Genomic DNA, 20,421 nt, shown 5'->3' with positions numbered 1-20,421 from the left:
CTAATTTTGCTGCTAATATCTCCACCTCACGGAGATCAGCATTCCAGACAATGTTAAATCCGATACTTATACTCAGTCTTTGCCATGTTAACTGACTGAATTGAACCCCAAAGTAGCGAACGCAACAAGTCTAAGAAACGATGCAATTCTTAATCTTTTTTACCAATTGCCTTGGGAGCAAGGTTGAAAGGTGTTGTGTCGCAAAATGTGGAGAAACCGAGCCTTCAGTGCTAATTAACTATGTGCACATTCTAATGACTGAATCAGGAAATGCATGACTCTCAATCGGTAGATTTTGTTTCTACCAAACTCAAGCCTTCAGAATCTCAGTCCTGAAGGCTTGGCAAACCTGATTAAGCTTCTAACAAACTCCGCAGCATCCAAGCGGTTTTTTCATGTACCTGCATTCTTTGTGTTAACAAATCCGCAGTCGGTTCATCATTCGCTTCATCGACTAAAGGAAAGAGCGATCGAGCGGTTCTCACGACGGCTTCTTGACCTTCGACCAACAATTTGATCATGTCATGAGCTTTGGGAACGCCAGGAGTTTCAGCGATCGAGCTTAGCTTAGCATATTCGCTGTAGGTTCCGGGAGCAGGATATCCCAGTGCCCGAATTCGCTCAGCAATCAAATCGACTGCTAACGCCAGTTCGGTATATTGCGTCTCAAACATCAAATGCAAGGTTTGGAACATTGGACCCGTGACGTTCCAATGAAAGTTATGAGTTTTCAAATACAACGTATAGGTATCCGCCAACAATCGCGATAGACCTTCTGCAATCTCTTGACGCTTGGTGTCTTCAATTCCAATCGACACTTGACTTACCATAGTTTTCTCCTGATCTGTCTAACTTAAATTATCTCGCAGCAAACTTGATCTCTAGGCTAAATGTTGCTTAAGAACCGCTCTTGGCGCACGTCGGATGCGACACAAAATTGTTTCATGTCCGAGGCGGCTACAAGCTTCGTAGCGATGACAGCCTGAAAATCCGTAAAATTGTCCGTCTACTTCTAAAACATCGATCGGTTCTTGAAGTCCAATTTCAGCGATCGAGGTCATCAGATCTCTGACTTTCTCTTGGTCATTTTGTCGAAATAAAGGACGGCGAATCTGATGGATGGGGATTTCTTCAATTCTCATAAATGTCTGTCCTCACCTGACCTCTATATCATACTCATAATGACTACGACTTGCAATCTATTGTGTGAAGTTGCTCAAATCTGGACAAGTGTTTCAGCTCATGTAGCTTTTGCATGGATCTCCGGAGCAGAAGAACACGATGACGAAAATTGATGACACACAACTGATCTTGGGAAATCCCACTACAATCGATTACAGATTTTCACCTATGCCACCTCGCGAATCGGAGGCTTGACCCCCTTGGCTCTGACATTCATTTCTCTTAAACCCCTGACCCGGATCGCTCTTGGTTTAACTTGTTTGATTGGGTTTGCTACCCCGGCTGCTGCACAACAGGACGTTGGAATCCAGGTTGGAATTGTGCAACGATTCGGCGATCGCGCCAAAGATACTCTGATGCTCAAAGCGAATCCGGGAGATCGCTTAACGGTTCGATTTGATACGAATGGCAAGCCTGAAACGTTAACGGCTCAGGAGTTGAAGCTGGAGATTGCAACACAGTCTCTGCCTGAACCTGTGACCGATGAGCGCGTTGTGTTTAGTACCCATCGCAGCTTTGAATCTGCTGAAGATCAGGCTCAGGAATGGCGAAAACAAGGGATTGAAGTCGAAATTGCTCAACCGGAACGTTGGCAAGTTTGGGCAAAACGAGAGGTCTATAACACGCCGTTACTCCGGCGGTTGCTGCTGCAAAGCTTGCAAGCCAAAGGCATTCAAACCGCACGGATTGAAAGTCGAACGATGAAAGAAGTGCCTCGCCCAACTTGGGTGATCAATGGGTTTCGATATACCCGAGATGTCCTGGATATCTCATCGGGATCAAATGTGATTCAAGTCGATCGAGAAAAAGATGACAATCCTAACCGTCCCTACGGTGGCGCACTCAGAATTCAACCCAATGCCTATGGCAATTACACCTTAGTGAATTTTGTTGGGATTGAGACTTATCTAAGAGGGGTTGTCCCGCATGAAATTGGAACATGGGCACCGCAACCTGTTCTAGAAGCGCAAGCGGTCTTAGCGCGAACCTATGCTCTGAGAAATATACGGCGATTTGCGATCGACAATTATCAACTCTGTGCCACCACTCAATGCCAGGTTTACCGGGGCTTAGATGGGGCAGCAGCTTCAACCGATAAAGCGATCTCCGCAACGCGCGGGTTGGTGTTGACTTACCAAAATGAACTGGTGGATGCTGTGTACTCGTCAACGAGTGGCGGGGTCACTTCTGGCTTTAACGATATCTGGCACGGCTGGGATCGTCCCTATCTTAGAACAGTCGTAGATTCGGTCAAACCGATGTGGGATATACAAAATCGCACCCTTGCCGATGAGCGCAATTTCCGCGAGTTTCTCAAGCAGAAGAAGGGATTTAACGAAGATGGAACGGATATGTTCCGCTGGCGCTATGAAGTGCCAATGGCGCAATTGAATCAAGAGCTTCGCGAGTACCTTACTGCAATTCGTCACCCCTTGACAAACTTCAAGACGATTCAAAACATCAAAGTTTTAGCGCGATCGAATGGAGGACGCATTCTCAAATCCGCTATTATCACTGATGCAGGCACGATCGAGCTTGAAAAAGATGATATTCAAACGGTATTTGAAGCGCCTGCGAGTACTCTATTTCATGTCGATGCTTGGATGGATAAAAACAGAGTCAAGGGCTTTATCTTTACCGGGGGTGGATTTGGACATGGAGTTGGGATGAGTCAAGTTGGGTCGTACAACTTGGGTCGATTGGGATGGTCGAGCGATCGCATTCTCAGCTTCTATTTCCCTGGAACCCAGTTACAGCCAATCAATAATTCGATCACGATCTGGCGTGATCATTCCACTGAGCAAACCTCTGCTCGTTAGATGCTGAGATCGTGCCAAAACAAAACAGAACTCTCATATCGAGAGTTCTGCTTAAAACACTAGAAATCACTAAGACGGGGAGAACGAACGTGAGAAGCGGAACGTGGCTCCCTGTTTTGCTGAGAACTAGTAGAGATCTTCTTCTTGGTGAGTCAAGATCGTGCAGTCCGATGTGGGGTAAGCCACACAGGTCAACACATAACCTGCTTGAATTTGATCATCATCCAAGAACGACTGATCAGATTGGTCAACAGTTCCAGCAGTGATCTTACCTGCACAGGTTGAGCAAGCACCTGCACGGCAGGAGTAAGGCAAGTCAATGCCTTGCTCTTCAGCCGCATCTAAGATGTACTCATCATCAGGTACTTCGATCGTGGTGTTCAGCCCTTCAGTTTCGTTGATTAATGTGACCTTAAAACTAGGCATTCGGTGATCCTCTCTATTGTAGAAGCGGCAAATTTGCCAAAAATTCCGAGACTTAAGTTTTCCCAATCAATAGTTGAGTAACCAAGTTCGTTCCAATTCTGATACTACGGGAAAACTTGCGAGTTAAACCCGCTATTTGGCGCGATCGCTGAACGTGATTCCTAATAAATCACCATGATTGAATCTACTTATACTTATAGGACGATCAATCGGGCGCAATCGAGAGTTACAATCCTCTACCCCTATATTTTTCCATTGGTTTTCTGCGCTACAAATCTATCCGTAGCATCGATTAATGCACTCAGAATTCCAGCTTCCATCATGGAGTGTCCTGCATCGGGCACAACAATCAATTCCGACTCTGGCAAAGCTTTATGAAGTGCCCATGCCGAAGTCATGGGGCAGACGACATCATACCGCCCTTGCACAATCACTGTGGGAATGTGAGCAATGCGATCGCAGTTCTGCAAAAGCTGATCGTCGGTTTCAAAAAATCCTCGATTGATAAAGTAGTGACACTCAATCCGAGCGAATGCGTCGGCAAATTCATCGTCTGCAAATTTACTCTGCAAACTTGGATCAACAATTAATCGGCTGGTTGTGCCTTCCCAGACTGACCAAGCTTTCGCCGCAGTTGAGCGAATCTCCGCATCTTCGCTGGTCAACCGACGATAGTAAGCCGAAATCATATCGTCTCGTTCTTCGGGCGGGATCGGCTCTAAATAGTGCTCCCAGGCATCAGGAAAAATCCAGCTTGCGCCGTCTTGATAGAACCAAAGAATCTCTTTACGGCGCAGCAGAAAGATCCCACGCAGAATCAGTCCTAAGCAGCGATCGGGATGCGTCTGACTGTAAGCGAGTGAGAGAGTACTGCCCCAACTCCCGCCAAACACAAACCAGCGATCGATATTCAAATGCGATCGCAGTTTCTCGATATCGCTGACCAAATCCCAGGTTGTATTTTCTCTGAGTTCAGCATGAGGCGTACTTTTTCCGGCTCCTCGCTGATCAAACAGGATAATTCTCCACTTCGACGGATCAAAGTACTGGCGGTAGGTCGGAATTGTGCCGCCACCGGGTCCGCCATGCAAAAACACGACTGGCTTTCCATTGGGGTTACCGCTCTGCTCGTAGTAGATCGTATGCAGATCAGAGACAGGGAGCATTCCGGATTGATACGGTGCGATCGCAGGATAAAGTTGGCGCATGGGGTGTTCCTTGGTTCAGCGGGGAGTGGGAAGTGGAAGCATTTTTTCCATCTCTTCTTTTCCATCTCTTCTTTTTTACAAAGTGTGCATTCGCTACTCCCCACTCCCTACTTCCTACTTTTGCAAGCCAATCAACTAAACACCCGATGCTGCAACGACGGCATCTGTCGCCGCACTTGCTCCAATCGACCTGGCGCAATTTCTGCGATCGCGACTCCAGTCATTTCTCCGGCATCTGCTAAGATCACGCCCCACGGGTCAATAATCATGGCATGTCCATGCGATTGTCGCAGAGAATTATGTCGTCCGGTTTGGGCAGGGGCAATCACATAACAGGTATTCTCGATCGCTCTTGCTTGCAACAATACTTGCCAGTGGTCTTTTCCGGTATGCGCCGTAAAGGCTGCCGGAACAAACAGAACTTCTGCGCCAAGCTGAGTCATTTGACGGTAAAGCTCGGGAAATCTCACGTCATAGCAAACAGACAAACCGATATTTCCGAGATCCTTGGAAGGATGAATCGGTGGGACTCTTGTTCCTGCAACGACAGTTGCCGATTCCCGATACGTATTACCATCGGGCAAATTCACGTCAAACAGGTGAACCTTTTCGTAACGGGCAAGTTCTTCTCCATTCGGAGCAACGAGCAACGCCGTATTGTAGACCTTCCCAGGCTCAACAGGGACAGGATAACCGCCACCTAGAATTGTCACTTGGAAACGTTGCGCCATTGTTTTGAGAAACTTTTCGCTTTCAACGGCGATCGCGTCTGCTTGCGCAATTTTTCCTTCTTCATCTCCGAGAAACGAAAAATTCTCAGGCAAGCCGATTAATTCTGCACCTCGTCGAACTGCAATCTCGATCAATTCTTCTGCTTGCGCCAAATTCTTTTGCAGATCGGGCAAGCTGTTCATTTGCACAGCAGCAGCTAAATAAGACTTCATGGGATCAACTCACGGGTTTTGCGCTCAAAATGGCTCTAAATCGTACCGGGCTTTTAAAACAGCTTTAAGTGGGCAATCTCAGGATTTGAAATTGCTCACTTAATACTTTAGACCGCGTTGATCCCGATCGCTGTAAGTTTTCTATGAATCTGATCGCTCTTGAGGATTATGGTGCAAAACAATTTGAACGATTGAAGAAATAATTCCAACGATCGCACCGACCACCAAAAACATCATTAACATTGCCAACGCAGAGAATGGCGAAATCACGAACACTAACAGCAAGGTCATCAATAGCAGCGAAGTTAAAGCCCGACTCATTTCTTTCCCCAACTCAAAAATTGATATCTTCACTCTAAAATTGAGCGCGGATTCTGCCCTCTAACAAAAGCTACATTTCAATTTATCTGCTCATCAGAAGCGTAAGATTCCTTCACAGTCAAGGGTTTGAGTTCAAGTTATGATCGGTTTCTTAAGTAAATGATTTCCCTTGTAACAAACCCGGACTGGATCTGTCATGAATGACTGGCAAAAGGACTTAACTGAGATGTTAGAAACGTTCGTCAATCAAGTGGAAGAATTCTTTTTAGATGTTGCTCAAGATATGACTGAGGCGATGTCTGAATTTGTTGAATTCTCTGAAGAAGTTTCAGTTCAAATCAATACAACCTTTGTCGATGAAGTTGAGGAATATCTCACACACTTAGTCAGTCCGGTTCTGGAAGCTTACTTCGGGATAGGAGGCGCGATCGATGAAGTGACTCAGCCAATTACTCGCACCGTTGAACCGATGCTGACGCAACACTCTGCTTGTGTCGGTTGCCGTCATTTTCACGGTCAGTATTATGGGGAAAGCTTTTTAGTCTGCGGAATGCACCCCTATGGCATGGGAGAAGGCGTTGAAACCTGTCCTGATAAAGAAGCGGTCGATTGGGGATTATTTCGCTTCGATGATCGTGAAGAATGGTAGCGGATGAATGCCCTCGTAGAGGATATCCAGAACTTGAAGAAGAATCTGATCAATAAAAAGGCGGGTTAACTTCCCGCCTTTTTTCGTTCACATTAAACCAGCTTTAGATTGGGATATTCTGCCAGAAGATCGTCTCGGGTGAGAACATCACCATCAGCTTGAGGTGTCCATAATACTTCCAGTGCCAACAATTGATCACTCGAAACACTTCCCAATTGACTCAGCGATCGTCGCAAATCCTCAGCGCTGTTAATTTCTGGAAGCTGCAACTTTCCTTGAGTTCCAACCAGCAGCGTCACGACGATATACTCTCCTGGAGCCTCTGCTAACGCTGAATCCTTGTCTGCCAAGGTGAGTGCACTTGACGAAGCCTGTTTCAACTGGTTATTCACATTCGAGAGCGTCTCAGCACTGAATTTACTCCGTTCCGACAACGCCAACCGATTAAATTCACCACTTGCTGCTTCTAATCGCGTTTGCTTCGCTTCTGTTGTGCCGTAGACCCAGTATTGGGGATTGCGAAGCAGTGCCAGTGAAGCTTCTTGCAAGACTTGCGCCAAGCCTTCCGAAGAACTGGTATCTGCTTTTTCACCAATGCGATCGAGATCTGCTTTGAGTTCCCGCGCTTCGGCTAACAGACCAACTTGCACTTTCGCAACGGAAATCGTCGGTGTGCTGCTATATCCTAATTCGTTATCGTCACCTGCCCGGCGGAAGCTATTGACGAGGAAGCTAGCGATCGAGATAAAAATCAACAGCGTAAACAATCCGCCAAATCCGCCACCGACTCCAAAGAAGGGGAAGTAAACAAACGGAAAGAATCCGCCGCCCCCACCCGGATAATAGCCCCCGCCTCCAGGAGGCGCATAGGTACGACCCGGTGAGGAATACCCACGAGACGGCATTCTGAACGATCCGCCGCCAATCCGTCCGCCGCTCGCTGCCATTGCATTATCTGCTTGGCTAAAAACCAGCGTAAAGACGAGCGCGATCGCAAGCACAGGTCGGATCAACGTTTTAAATAGGTTTGAAAGTTTCATGAGTTTATCCTCATCTCTTACCCGGACAAGGATCTGTCTCAGTCCGGTTGGGTGGCACTCTGCTTTAACATTTCGTTACAGAGTTTTAAGCTAACAGATCTACTGTATCGCGTTCCCGATGGGTTGAGAATGTCCCAAGAGAAGGGTTTCAGGGGAGATAACCGTACTTAAACGCACGCTCTAAAAAAGCGGATCCTATTGGACTCGAACCAATGACCGACCGCTTAGAAGGCGGTTGCTCTATCCACTGAGCTAAGGATCCAAAAAATCAAGTCATTTACCAATATAACGGCGGAAGGCAATTTTAAGACAGCCAAACGACATCAAAATAAATTTTTAACCTTGTACTGTTGACGATCGCAACAAGATTTTATCAAGCAGATGTGAAGTCGAGGCACAAAACGGGGAATTCAAGAAAGTGAACCGATTCGATGCGGTTTGTCCCAAATCCGATCTTATCTTGAGTGTCGATCGACACAATCCCAGGCATAATGACGAACAACGTCAGTGCCCTACCCCCTAGCCCTGAGCCGCTTTATGTTCATTCTGAAACGGCAGGATGTTGAGATCAGCAGCATTCAGCACCCCAAACGCGATCAAAAAGTTCCTATCTTGTCCTACCAAGGGCAAACGTTTCGCCTGATCCAGGTCTTTAGTGCTGGACAGGAAGAAGATGCACGCGCCTTCTGGCGAGACTTAACTGACAACCAAGGAAAAGCCTGCGTTCTCCTTGAAGAACCAGAGCGATACAGTATCTGGGGCAAAGTCCGCCTCGATCAATTGGGCAATGAGCCAAGTGGTCACGACGCTGGGGGAGCGGTTTCAGCGATGTTTACTCAAGCCTGTTTGTTGATGCTCCAAGCGATGTACATCGATATTGAAGATCTCATGGGCACAAAGCAAGCGGCTTCGTTTGAAAAAGATGTCACTCATGTATTTCAGCAGTGGCGATTTCCGCAAACTGAGTCTCCTAGTGCAGTCAAGCAACTTTTGACTGTGAATCCCCTCAACAGTTTGCAGACTCCAACTTGGCAAGAGAATCTCCTCAACGTGTTGCTACAAGAACTGCACCGTCTTGGAAAAGCCTATTTCGGTAAATCATCTTTCTCCAATCGTATTCTAGATGCCCTGCAAGATCTCCCGCAAGGCGAACGCAGCCGATTTATGGAATGGCTGAGTCATTCCCCCACGGGCAAACTCTGGTCTTAACCCCCTTGCACACCGTCCCCTTGTTGAAAATTCCTTATGAGTAGTTCAGCTAGTAAATCTTCCTCGAAAACTCTCTCTGTTCAAGCGATCGTCTTTTCAGAGATCCTCTTAGCAGTCCTTGCCCTGCTGTTTTCCTTACTGTTTAGTGTGCCAGATCCAGGTCAAAGTCGCCCGGATTGGTATTCCTATGGCACTTCAATGTTTGAAGCTGTGGCATTTTTCACAGCGGCGATGTTGTGTTTTAGGAACTGGAACAGCCCTCAAATCGTGAGTGGTCGCCGCGTTTGGTTGGGGATTGGTTTAGGAATGCTGTTTTACGGCATCGGAACGATTCTATTTACCTTCTGGGAGACTTATTTGGGACGAGAGGCAGCGGTTTCTCCTGGAGATTTCTTTTTTGTTCCCACTTATATCTTTTTGTCGTGGGGCATGATTATGGCGTTTGCCGATCGCCGATTGAATTTGGATCTCTGGCAATGGGCAATTGTTGGATTAATTGCAGCAATCAGTATCGCTTTTGCAACTTGGCTGACTCTAGCAACGAATGCAAAATTGCCAACGCAGTCTTTCTTGGGTGAACCTGCAATTGCACAAACGGCTCCGGCACAAACGGCTCCGGCACAAATCGCTCCGGCACAAATCGCTCCTACAAAACCTGCTCCAAGAGCCACGATTGCTCCTGCTCCGAAGCCTTCTCCTGTGGTCAATGCGACTCCGGCTGCTCCGAAACCAACGGCTGCGCCCACTGAATCTAAGCAAGAACAACCCGCAGAAGAGTCTGCTCCAGCTTGGGTTGTCCTGATTGAAACCCAGCTCGAACCGCTCAAACCTTTTCTCGATTACTTCTACGTTTTAGCGGATGTGTTCATTCTGATCATTGCGACAACGTTGCTGCTTGCTTTCTGGGGTGGACGGTTCTCGCAGTCGTGGCGAATGATTGCAGCAGCGGCATTTTCGCTTTATATCGCAGATATGTGGTTTAAGTACGCAACCACTCAACTCGAAAACTATCAGAGTGGAGCGTTAGTCGAAATCTTCTGGACATTTAGCGGCGTGCTCTTTGGAATTGGCGCAGCGCTAGAGTTTGATCTGAGTCGATCGAGGCGGAGTAGCTCCCGGAGAAGAGCTTAGAGCAAAAAAAGGAGAAGCAACTTGCTTCTCCTTTTTTTTTGCCCTACCCTTCGGGGAATACAGATACATAGAATCTTTGTGAGCGAAGTCGCAACCCGATCAATGCCATTGGTTTCCCAATGCAAAATTCGGATTTGCCCGTCCTTCTCGATCGCTTCAGCATAGAATAGATGAGTAATTGCCGCGCCGCAAGTGCGCTAAGTTTCGCATGAGCAGACTGTCTGATTCTGATAAGAGCCATATTATTGAACTGTATCGCCAATCCGGGGAAACGACGCTTACGTTGGCAGAGCGTTACGGAGTCAGCAATACAACGATCAGCCGTATTCTGAAAAGCACGTTGTCGCCTGAGGAGTACGACAGTCTAATTCAGCAAAAACGGTCAGCATCTCGTGGAGGATCGAAACCAGCGACTCCCCCCGATGAGACTCCTGTGCAAGGCAGTTTGCTCGAACCCGAAGAAACGGTCGAGCCAGAACTGATTGAAGAAAAGCCGTCGAAACCGGCTGCGCCTGTTCGTCGCTCGCGTCGTCGCTCTTCCGAGCCTGAAGAAGTAGAATCAACTCCGGTTGCAGCAGAGCCAGAATTAACGGAAGCGAGCACCGTTGAAGCGATTGTCGGTGAAGATCTCACGTCCACCCCAGACGGAATGCTGGATGACGATGATTTAGAAGACGATCTCGATGATCTCGATGGTCTCGATGATGACCTTGATGACGAGGATGACGAGCCAGCAATTTTGCCTTCGATTCAACTGAGTGCGTCAGACTTTATTCGGGTTTTGCCGATCGCAGAAGCTGCCATTCCAAAGACGTGTTATTTGGTGGTCGATCGCTCTGCGGAACTCGTCGCGCGTCCATTGAGCGAATTTGCGGAATTGGGACAAATTCCGAAGGACGAGATCGAAGAAAAAACGCTACCCGTCTTTGATAATCACCGAGTCGCGAAACGATTTTCTAATATTCGGACGCAACGGGTGATCAAAGTGCCGGATAGCCGAGTGCTGCAAAAAACGGCCCCTCACTTGCAAGCGAAGGGAATTACTCGGCTTCTGATTGACGGGCAAGTGTATGCGCTCTAATCTTCGTCACTGGGTGTGAGAGAAAATCCGAGAAGCGGTTGAGCGATCGCACTGCCGATGATCCCAATCATGACGCTGAACGCAATCACTAATCCAAACGGGATTTCGATCGTTTGCAAGGTGAGAAATCTCAAGGTGACAGGGGTTGCGTTTTGAATAGCAATCAGCGCGATCGCGCCAATCCAAACGGCAACAATGCATGCAGTCAGTAAAGTGGCAAAACTTCTCATAAGTTTCAGGAATCAAGGACTGATCGAGTGTAGGAAATATCATCAGCCGCGAACTGATAGAAATTAAATCCTTGTGAGACATTTCCTCTCCGTGGGCAGTTTAGATGCTGCCCACTTTCATTTTAAAAAACAAAACCGCCGATATCGGCGGTTTTTGCAAACTAATTAGCGAAACAAACTACTGACAGAACTATCTTCGTGAATCCGCCAAATCGTCTCACCAATCACATTCGCAACAGAGAGAATGGTTAACTGGGGAAAACGATTTTCTTCTGCGATCGGGATTGTATTCGTCACAATGACTTCTTCGAGCAAGCCGCTCGAGAGCCGCTCGATCGCAGGAGGCGAGAAAACGGCATGAGTTGCACATGCATAAACTTGACGGGCACCTTCTTTCCGAAGAATTTTTGCGCCTTCTAAGATTGTGCCTGCTGTATCAATCATGTCATCGACGAGAACCGCAGTCTTGCCGCGGACATCTCCAATCACATTCATCACTTCTGCGATGTTATGAGCTTGCCGACGCTTATCAATAATTGCGAGTGGTGCATCATTGAGTCGTTTTGCCAACGCCCGTGCTCGTGCAACGCCTCCCACGTCTGGAGAAACAACGACTAGATCTTCAAGCTGCTTACTCGCGATGTAATCAACGAGAGTCGGCGAACCGTAGACATGATCCATTGGGATATCGAAATATCCTTGAATCTGCGCGGCATGTAAATCCATCGCGAGAATTCGGTTTGCACCTGCTTGCGTAATCAAGTTCGCGGCAAGTTTTGCCGTAATTGATTCTCGTCCGGCAGTTTTACGATCGGCTCGAGCATAACCGTAATAGGGTAGAACGGCTGTGATTTGCCGTGCCGACGCGCGCCGACAGGCATCAATCATAATCAGCAGTTCCATCAAGTTGTCATTGACTGGGCGACAGGTCGGCTGAATCAGATAAACATCACATCCTCGGATTGACTCTTGAATCTGGACGTAAAGTTCGCCGTCAGCGAAGCATTTACGCACCATTGGGCTGAGATCCATTCCCAAGTAGCGGGCAATCTCTAGGGATAGCGGAGTGTTAGATGATCCCGCAAGCAGCCGCAGACGATGGTTATCAGGAATCGTAGGCAGAGCAGAGGGAGGAGTCAATGTTGCAGAATGGATCACGTCAAGTCCTCGAACGCATTCAACGCAATAGTATCACTGAGACTTCTAGCTGTTGTCTCAGATTTCGTGGTTCTAAAGTATTCGTAAATGGCAGATGAATTTGCGAAATATTTGTTTAAAACCGAACCACTGATAGCGTACCGACAGTTGCTGCTATCGAACTTCATCCAATTAGGTGAAAAAGTTACCACAAGTAAGAATCGATCCAAATCAGTGAGTCAGTAAAAGGGTATTTATCGCACCTTATTCTGCCAAATTTGTTTGCAATTCGCAATGTGTATTTACGAGGATCGCGATCGCGGACGGGCACCATCATTTTGTGCGGAGTGACATTGTTCTAAATTCACAAATATGCTTCAGCAGTCAACTGCATTCATTTTACGGCGTGGGGAGATGGGTGAGAACCCAAGTTCAGATTGCTGTCTATCTCCCTATTCGATTTCTTGCGGTGAACGACTAGGTTGAAGTAAAGGGACTAAGCTATCCTTAGAGCTTTAGTTATGCAAGGATTAGCCAGTTATGAGCCTAAAAGATCGCATCACCGATGAGATTAAAACCGCGATGAAAGCTCAAGATAAATTGCGCTTGGAGACGTTGCGGAGTATTAAAAAGGTGCTGCTTGAAAAAGAGGTGAGTGTTCGTCCTTCGGGTCAGACGGAGTTGACTGAGGAGCAGGAGATCGAGTCGTTGTCTCAGATTGCAAAACAGCGGCGCGATTCGATCGAGCAATATACAAACGCGAATCGCCCGGATCTTGCTCAGAAAGAAGCGGAGGAGTTGGCGATTATTGAGACATTTCTCCCGGCGCAGATGTCGGATGAGGAAGTTGAAAATGCGATCGCGAAAATTATTGCGGATGTCGGAGCGTCTTCACCGAAAGATATGGGCAAAGTGATGGGTCCAGTAATGCAGCAGTTGAAAGGTAAGGCGGATGGGAAGAAGGTGCAAGCGATCGTGAAGGCAAAGTTGGGCGCGTAGAGGTGGGGAGTGGGGAGTAGGTGAATGATCCAAGATCCAAACAGTTGAGTCGAGATTAAATTCACTCCCACTCCCCACTCCCTACCCCCTACTCCCGCCTTTCTGCCACCGCCACAGGAGCTGTACTCACAGCTTGGGAACTGGAAACCAACTCTTTCTTGCTAAATTTCAACTTGCCTTCGACGAGATCGATCATGATCGTATCTCCTTCGCCGAATGCGTTTTCGAGCAGTTTGGTTGCAATCGGGTTTTGTAATTCGCGTTGAATGGCTCGCTTCAGGGGACGTGCGCCGTAAGTTGGGTCGTATCCAACATCGGCAACATATTTCTGGGCTGCAGCCGAAAGTTCCAACGTAATTTTCTGATCGCTCAACATGCTTTGAATTCGGAGCAATTGCAGTCTGACGATCTCGCCTAATTCTGCTCGGCTCAATGGATGGAACAGGATAGTATCGTCGATCCGATTGAGAAATTCAGGGCGGAAATGTTTCCGGAGAGCCGTCATGACTCGTTTCTGCATTTCCTCGTACTTGGCTTCATCGCCTGCGATATCGAGAATGTGTTCGCTACCAATGTTGCTCGTCATGACGATGACTGCGTTGCGAAAATCGACGGTGCGACCTTGAGAATCGGTAATTCGCCCATCGTCGAGAACTTGCAGCAGAATGTTGAACACATCCGGGTGGGCTTTCTCTACTTCATCCAGCAAGACAACCGAGTAAGGCTTGCGACGAATCGCTTCTGAAAGTTGTCCGCCTTCGTCATAGCCGACATATCCAGGAGGCGCACCGACCAGACGCGAGACGGAATGCTTTTCCATGTATTCCGACATATCGAGGCGCACGATCGCATCGTCAGAGTCAAACAAAAATTGCGCCAATGCCCGCGCGAGTTCTGTTTTACCGACTCCGGTTGGTCCCATGAATAGGAATGATCCAATCGGACGGCTGGGATCTTTCATTCCCGATCGCGCTCGACGAATTGCGGCGGCAACGGCTTCGACTGCATCATGCTGTCCGATCACTCGTTCATGCAGATGCCCTTCCAAGTTGAGAAGTTTTTGCCGTTCAGATTCAAGCAGTCGAGTAATGGGGATGCCTGTCCATCGCGCTACGATTTCAGCAATGTCTGCTTCGGTGACTTGTTCGCGGAGCAGTGTACTTCCTCCGGCTTGGAGTTCGATGAGTTGCGCTTCTTGTTTTTCTCGATCGTGCTGTAAGGCTTCTAGGCGACCGTATTTTAACTGTGCTGCGGTATTGAGATCATAGGCGCGTTCAGCTTGCTCGATTTGTACGCGCAGTTGATCTTCTTCTTGTTTGAGCGATTTAATCGTTTCAAGAATTTGTTTTTCGCTTTGCCATTGCGAATCGAGCGCGTCTTTTTTGGGCTGAAGCTCCGCAATTTCTTGTTCCAGCCGTTCTAAACGGTCTTTAGAATTTCGGCTAAGTCCAGTTAAACCCGTGATTTTGTCTTCGCTCTTGATCGAGAGCTTTTCCATTTCAAGCTGTCTCAAACGACGCTCGATTTGCTCTAGCTCGGTCGGCTTGGAGGTGATTTCCATCCGCAGTTTTGCAGCAGCTTCGTCAACGAGATCGATCGCTTTATCGGGAAGAAAGCGATCGCTAATATATCGGCTCGATAAGGTTGCCGCTGCCACTAACGCTGAATCGGTAATATTGACCCCGTGATGGACTTCGTAGCGCTCCTTTAAGCCGCGCAAGATCGAAATCGTATCTTCGACGGTCGGCTGGTCAATCATCACCTGCTGAAATCGCCGTTCTAGCGCCGCATCTTTCTCGATATATTTGCGATATTCATCTAAAGTGGTTGCTCCAATACAGCGCAACTCGCCTCTTGCTAGCATCGGCTTCAGCAAGTTTCCGGCATCCATATTGCCTTGCCCTGCTGCTCCTGCTCCGACCACGGTATGAAGTTCATCGATGAAGAGAACGATTTGCCCATCGGACTGAATGACTTCTTTCAGGACGGCTCGCAGTCGATCTTCAAATTCGCCTCGATACTTCGCACCAGCAATCAGCGATCCCATGTCGAGCGAGATTAATTTCCGATTTTTAAGCGATTCGGGAACGTCACCATTGATAATTCGTTGGGCAAGACCTTCAGCGATCGCGGTTTTCCCAACGCCTGGTTCTCCGATTAAGACCGGATTATTTTTCGTTCTGCGAGACAGAACTTGCACAACCCGACGAATTTCTTCATCCCGCCCAATCACTGGATCGATTTTTCCGGCTTTGGCGCGCTCGGTCAGATCCATCCCGAATTTCTCTAAAGCGGAATAACGGGATTCAGGGGCTTGATCGGTCACTTTTTGGCTACCACGAACGTCTCGAATTGCCGTATCTAGCCTTGCGGTATCGACATTGAGGCTGCGAAATAGCTTCATGCCGAGGCGAGGATCATCTGCAAAGGATTTGAGGAGATGCTCGATCGAAATAAAATCGTCTTGCATCGCGACACGGGCGGTTTCAGCCCGATCGAGCATGACATCCAGATTACGACCCAGGTAGAGCTGTTCAGAACTCCCGACTTTGGGCTGGCGACGGGCATACTCGTCGATCTGCTGCCACAAGCGGGTTGCTTCCACTCCAACTTTAGTTAAAATTTTTGCTGCTAGCCCATCTTCTTGCTCTAGCAGGCTAATCATTAAATGTTCAACTTCTAAATTCTGGTGTCGATAGCGGCGTACGACATCTTGTGCCTGTACGATCGCTTCCCAGGCTTTATCTGTAAATTTGCTTGGGTCTGTGGGTTGCATGTATTCCGATAGGTCTATTCATCATTCTTCTTGAGCCTTCATTGTAGCGACTTAGGGTCAAGAGTTTGTATTGAGTTGAGCAGTCTCATGGTTGAAGCAGGGTTTGCGGCTTCATGATGATTTTTGCCCGGCAGTAAATTTTTGATTTCCAAAATATTGGCTTGAGCTTTTGCATCAGAGAATTTTGGAAAAAACCTTGCGGCGCTTAATTTATTCCGTTAAAAGCAAAAGGCACGATCGATATCGATCGTGCCTTTTTACTCATTTGAGTGCGAGATTATTCAACGCCTTCGATGCGGTCTTCGACTTCTTGATACAGTTCGCGGAGTCGATCGAGGTTTTCTTCGCTCGTTTCCCAATAGCCGCGACCATTGGCTTCGAGCAAGGTCGTCACCATCTTACGGAACGAGTTGGGATTGAGATCCAACAATCGCTTACACATTTCCTCATCTTTGAAGAACGTGGTGTTGGTATCTTCGTAAACCCAGTTATCTACAGCGTTTGCCGTTGCTGACCAGCCCATTGTATTGACCAATCGCTTCGACAATTCCCGCACGCCTTCATACCCGTGGCTCAACATGCCCTCGTACCATTTCGGATTGAGCATCTTGGTACGAGCATCGAGACGAACAGTTTCAGAAAGCGTCCGAATCTGAGCATTCGCCGTAGTCGTGTCTGCCATGTAGGAAGAAGGCATCTTACCGTCATCGCGTAAGCTCGACACGATCTTGGTCGGATCGGAGTCGTAGTAGTGCGAAACGTCGGTGAGCGAAATCTCAGAAGAATCGAGGTTTTGGAAGGTAACATCGGCAGTCTTCAGCGAGGCGCGGAAAACGGCTTCGTTTTGTTCCATCATGCCGGGATTGTCTGAGGAGAAAGCAAACCCTTTCCGAGAGAGGTACATGTTTTGCAGTTCCTCTTCGTTCTCCCACGTACCATTCTCAACGGCTAAGTTGATATTCGACGAGTAAGAACCAGAAGCATTCGAGAACACACGAGTCGCAGCTTGGCGCAGGTTAATGCCTAACTCATCGGCTTGCTTCATCGCGTGCTTGCGAACAAAGTTCATTTCCAAAGGTTCTTCTGCTTCGGCAGCCATTTTCACAGCTCGATCGAGTAATGCCATTTGGTTAATAAACAAGTCGCGGAATACACCGGAACAGTTGACGACGACATCGATCCGAGGTCTGCCTAACTCTTCTAAAGGAATCAAATCCAGCTTATTAATCCGTCCCAAGGAGTCGGGTAACGGACGAACTCCAACCATCCAGAGAATCTGAGCCAGCGATTCGCCGTATGTTTTGATGTTGTCAGTTCCCCAGAGCACGCAGGCGATCGTTTCTGGGTAAGCTCCGTTATTCTCTGCACATTGCCGGGCAATTAAGCGATCGACGACGATCTTCGCAGATTTCACCGCAGCAGCAGTCGGAATCGATTGTGGATCAAGTGCGTGAATGTTCTTTCCAGTCGGCAATACATCGGGGTTCCGAATCGGATCACCACCGGGGCCTGGCAGAATGTATTCCCCTTCTAGTGCCGTCAGCAATGCACCCAATTCATTGTCTGCAACGACTTGCTTCAAGCAGAATTGCAGGAACTCGATCAGCGGCTTGATCGCTTCTTGATCCACATTCGGATAGCCTGCTTCATGCAGAGCTTCGATCCAAGGTGCTTTCTTGTTGCCTCCAAAGTTAAACAAATTGCCTAACATTGAGGTTTTAGAAACGCGTCCTTCTTGGTCGATCTGAGCATTGACCATTGCTGCGACAGCATTGCGAGTGGCTTGGTTGATGTCATTCAACAGTTGAACATCATTGAGCACGCCCAAATCACTGTTTTGGAAGACTTCGTCAATGTCACGGTTCACGCTATTCGCAATGATCCGAGGCAAGCTCAGCATTTCTTCTTCAGGACGATCGAGACTCGCAATATTCACTAAAGTTGCGATCGCTTCTTCTGCCGTAGGTGGCTTACCAATCACGTGCAATCCGCAAGGTAACAACCGCGATTCGATCTCCATCAGTTTGATGTAGACCTTTCCAACGATCGTATCTCGCTCTTCTTGGCTCAATTCGCTGGCATTGTCAGGAAACGCAATATCTTTATCGAGATTGCAAATCCGAGCTTTATCCATGATCGTATCGACGATCTGAACCCCACGACCGGAGTCTTTCAGGGTTTGATAAGAGCCAACTAATTCGCTCAGTTCTTTCAGCCCTTTGTATAGTCCAGCATTCTCAGCCGGAGGTGTTAAGTAACTGATCGTTTCAGCGTAAGAGCGGCGTTTTGCGATCGTTGCCTCAGATGGATTATTGGCAGCGTAGTAGTAAAGGTTCGGAATGGTGCCGATCAAGCTATCTGGGAAGCATTCATCGGACATCCCAATTTGCTTACCAGGCATAAATTCCAACGATCCATGCGTTCCAAAGTGCAGGACTGCGTCTGCTTTCCAGATTTTCTCTAGATAGGTGTAGTACGCTGCGAATCCGTGGTGTGGACTTGCCGATCGCGAGAACAACAGCCGCATCGGATCACCTTCATATCCGAAAGTCGGCTGAACTCCGATAAAGACATTTCCAAACGATTTCCCATACACCAAAAGATTTTGTCCATCGGTGTTGAGATGTCCAGGAGCTGGTCCCCATGACGGGATTAAGCGCTCATGATAGGGAGTCAATTCCTCGTATTCAGGAACTGACATCTTGTAAGCAATGTTCAGTTCGGGGCTGTTGTACTGGGCGCGAGCATCATGCAGCACTTCTAGCATCAACGCTTCACCTGATTCAGGCAAATCTTGAACGTCATAGCCGTTTTGCTTCAAAGCTTCCATGGCTTTGTAAATCGAGCCAAAGACATCCAGGTAAGCTGCGGTTCCCACGTTACCTTTATCCGGCGGGAAGCTGAAGACTGTAATTGCAACACGCTTATGCAGCTTAGGTTTGCGACGCAGATTTGCCCATTTCAAGGCGCGTTGTGCGATCGCTTCGACTCGATCCTGAAGCGCGATCGCTTTACCCGTTGCACCATCTCGACCCGACACGATGATCGGCTCGATCGCACCATCTAGCTCAGGCAATGCGATTTGTAATGCAACTTGGATCGGGTGCAATCCGAGTTCGCTATCTTGCCACTCTTCGGTTGTTTGGAAGACCAGCGGCAATGCCACCATGTAAGGACGATTCAAGCGACGCAAAGATTCGATCGCTTTGGGATGATCTTGACGAGCGGGGCCACCTACTAGCGCAAATCCAGTCAAAGAGACAACCACGTCAACGATCGCATTCTCAGGATTAATCGGATCATAGAAAAACGCATCAACTGGTTTCGAGAAATCCAAGCCACCCGCAAAGACTGGAATCACCCGTGCGCCCATCGCTTCAAATTCTTGAACCATTGCGACATAGTGAGCGTCATCCCCTGTGACCAGGTGAGTTCTTTGCAACACTAGCCCAACCGTTGGAGCGAGAGGGTCGCGCAGATCTTCGGGAATATCTTTGCGAGAGCTAAACCAGTTGAGATACTCTTTGAGATCCTCGAACATGTGAGGAGCCATCGGATGCCAAATTCCTAGATCCGGATAAACCTGCGGGTCTTGGTATTCGACGTTATGACCGATTTCGCCTTTGAAAACATACTTATCTGCCAACATCAGCAGAAAGTTTTCTAAGTTGTCTGAATTGCCGCCGAGCCAATATTGGAAGCTCAACATAAAGTTGCGAGCATCCTGGGCTTTATCCATCGGCAAGTACTTCAACACTTTGGGCAAAGTATTGAGTAACTTCAGCATCGCGTCTTGGAAGCCTGCGCCGGAATTTTCCTTGCGCTTCTTCATGAAGTTCGCGATCGCGCTTTTTGACTGTCCCAACTGAGCCATTGAGAAGCTACCCAATTTGTTTAGGCGCATCACTTGCGGCATCGACGGGAAGACGACTGCTGCGTCTAAACGATCGCGATGCGGCTCAACGGCAGCAACCACTTTCTCCGCTAAATCTTCGAGGAAAATGAGCGAGGCAATGAAAATGTTTGCTTCTGAAACATCGCGTTGAAAGGCTTCGTAGTTCTCCGGGTTGCGGAGTTCTTCAATCAGATAGCCACTAATTTCAACAGCGACCTTGGGATGATTTGCATTAATTGATCGAACGGCGGCGGAGAGCGCACTTTGATACTGTGGCTCTAACACGACATAGACCACCTTGAGCAATGACCGTCCTGCCAAGTTCTCTGGCGTAATGTGTCGAACGGTGGGCTTGACGTGGGTGAACATGCAG

At 48.0% G+C, this 20,421-nt stretch carries 17 protein-coding genes and 1 tRNA gene; 6 read left to right on the top strand and 12 right to left on the bottom strand.

The window, feature by feature from the left end:
- Positions 1-353: 353 nt before the first annotated feature.
- Both OU814_RS20310 and OU814_RS20305 read right to left on the bottom strand, forming a co-directional pair.
- The gene (locus OU814_RS20310; protein WP_017287056.1) at positions 354-830 is read right to left on the bottom strand and encodes a Dps family protein; all 477 of its coding nucleotides are present in this window, start codon (positions 828-830) and stop codon (positions 354-356) included.
- 51 nt (positions 831-881) lie between these two features.
- Positions 882-1,142: a sulfiredoxin gene (locus tag OU814_RS20305; protein ID WP_017287055.1), complete on the bottom strand. Its 261-nt coding sequence runs from the start codon at positions 1,140-1,142 to the stop codon at positions 882-884.
- A 240-nt stretch (positions 1,143-1,382) separates the two neighbouring features.
- Between OU814_RS20305 and OU814_RS20300 the strand changes: the two genes are divergently transcribed.
- On the top strand, positions 1,383-3,002 hold the full coding sequence (locus OU814_RS20300; RefSeq protein WP_268241925.1) for a SpoIID/LytB domain-containing protein: 1,620 nt from the start codon (positions 1,383-1,385) through the stop codon (positions 3,000-3,002).
- Between the two features lie 126 nt (positions 3,003-3,128).
- Here the strand turns inward: OU814_RS20300 and OU814_RS20295 are convergent, their stop codons facing one another.
- From OU814_RS20295 to OU814_RS20280, 4 genes are all read right to left on the bottom strand, one after another.
- The gene (locus OU814_RS20295) at positions 3,129-3,428 is read right to left on the bottom strand and encodes a ferredoxin (protein WP_017287053.1); all 300 of its coding nucleotides are present in this window, start codon (positions 3,426-3,428) and stop codon (positions 3,129-3,131) included.
- Positions 3,429-3,670: 242 nt separating this feature from the next.
- Positions 3,671-4,636, bottom strand: a complete 966-nt coding sequence (pip, locus tag OU814_RS20290; RefSeq protein ID WP_268241924.1) for a prolyl aminopeptidase — start codon at positions 4,634-4,636, stop codon at positions 3,671-3,673.
- Positions 4,637-4,767: 131 nt separating this feature from the next.
- Positions 4,768-5,580: a carbon-nitrogen hydrolase family protein gene (locus OU814_RS20285; RefSeq protein ID WP_190647358.1), complete on the bottom strand. Its 813-nt coding sequence runs from the start codon at positions 5,578-5,580 to the stop codon at positions 4,768-4,770.
- 141 nt (positions 5,581-5,721) lie between these two features.
- Positions 5,722-5,901 (bottom strand): hypothetical protein, encoded by a 180-nt coding sequence (locus OU814_RS20280; RefSeq protein WP_026148494.1) that lies wholly within the window; start codon positions 5,899-5,901, stop codon positions 5,722-5,724.
- 196 nt (positions 5,902-6,097) lie between these two features.
- Between OU814_RS20280 and OU814_RS20275 the strand changes: the two genes are divergently transcribed.
- Positions 6,098-6,550 (top strand): hypothetical protein, encoded by a 453-nt coding sequence (locus OU814_RS20275; RefSeq protein ID WP_268241923.1) that lies wholly within the window; start codon positions 6,098-6,100, stop codon positions 6,548-6,550.
- A 92-nt stretch (positions 6,551-6,642) separates the two neighbouring features.
- Here the strand turns inward: OU814_RS20275 and OU814_RS20270 are convergent, their stop codons facing one another.
- Positions 6,643-7,590, bottom strand: coding sequence for a DUF1517 domain-containing protein (locus OU814_RS20270; RefSeq protein ID WP_017287048.1), 948 nt, complete (start codon positions 7,588-7,590; stop codon positions 6,643-6,645).
- 189 nt (positions 7,591-7,779) lie between these two features.
- Positions 7,780-7,852: transfer RNA gene (locus tag OU814_RS20265), tRNA-Arg, on the bottom strand.
- Positions 7,853-8,127: 275 nt separating this feature from the next.
- Here OU814_RS20265 and OU814_RS20260 point away from each other — a divergent pair.
- The 3 genes from OU814_RS20260 (at position 8,128) to OU814_RS20250 (ending at position 11,011) form a co-directional block, all read left to right on the top strand.
- Complete coding sequence (locus OU814_RS20260) at positions 8,128-8,799, top strand: Npun_F0813 family protein (protein WP_017287047.1); 672 nt, start codon at positions 8,128-8,130, stop codon at positions 8,797-8,799.
- A 36-nt stretch (positions 8,800-8,835) separates the two neighbouring features.
- On the top strand, positions 8,836-9,930 hold the full coding sequence (locus OU814_RS20255; RefSeq protein WP_268241922.1) for a hypothetical protein: 1,095 nt from the start codon (positions 8,836-8,838) through the stop codon (positions 9,928-9,930).
- 208 nt (positions 9,931-10,138) lie between these two features.
- The gene (locus OU814_RS20250; protein WP_268241921.1) at positions 10,139-11,011 is read left to right on the top strand and encodes a hypothetical protein; all 873 of its coding nucleotides are present in this window, start codon (positions 10,139-10,141) and stop codon (positions 11,009-11,011) included.
- Here OU814_RS20250 and OU814_RS20245 read toward each other — a convergent pair.
- Complete coding sequence (locus OU814_RS20245) at positions 11,008-11,241, bottom strand: lipopolysaccharide assembly protein LapA domain-containing protein (protein WP_017287044.1); 234 nt, start codon at positions 11,239-11,241, stop codon at positions 11,008-11,010. The two genes, OU814_RS20250 and OU814_RS20245, sit on opposite strands and share 4 nt — an antisense overlap.
- A gap of 165 nt (positions 11,242-11,406) precedes the next feature.
- Positions 11,407-12,399 carry a ribose-phosphate pyrophosphokinase gene (locus OU814_RS20240; RefSeq protein WP_017287043.1) on the bottom strand — a complete coding sequence of 331 codons (993 nt, stop codon included), beginning with the start codon at positions 12,397-12,399 and terminating at the stop codon, positions 11,407-11,409.
- 519 nt (positions 12,400-12,918) lie between these two features.
- On the opposite strand from OU814_RS20240, the gene OU814_RS20235 reads away from it, so the two are divergent.
- Positions 12,919-13,377: a GatB/YqeY domain-containing protein gene (locus OU814_RS20235; RefSeq protein ID WP_017287041.1), complete on the top strand. Its 459-nt coding sequence runs from the start codon at positions 12,919-12,921 to the stop codon at positions 13,375-13,377.
- 88 nt (positions 13,378-13,465) lie between these two features.
- On the opposite strand, the gene clpB is transcribed toward OU814_RS20235, so the two are convergent.
- Together clpB and OU814_RS20225 are read right to left on the bottom strand one after the other, a co-directional pair.
- Positions 13,466-16,153, bottom strand: a complete 2,688-nt coding sequence (gene clpB, locus OU814_RS20230) for an ATP-dependent chaperone ClpB (RefSeq protein ID WP_268241920.1) — start codon at positions 16,151-16,153, stop codon at positions 13,466-13,468.
- A gap of 277 nt (positions 16,154-16,430) precedes the next feature.
- Positions 16,431-20,417: a magnesium chelatase subunit H gene (locus OU814_RS20225; protein WP_268241919.1), complete on the bottom strand. Its 3,987-nt coding sequence runs from the start codon at positions 20,415-20,417 to the stop codon at positions 16,431-16,433.
- Positions 20,418-20,421 lie beyond the last annotated feature (4 nt).

The sequence above is a fragment of the Leptolyngbya sp. GGD genome, from assembly GCF_026735145.1.
In the GTDB taxonomy this organism is placed as follows: Bacteria; Cyanobacteriota; Cyanobacteriia; order Leptolyngbyales; family Leptolyngbyaceae; genus Leptolyngbya; species Leptolyngbya boryana.
This window is presented reverse-complemented; position numbering and strand designations above follow the sequence as displayed.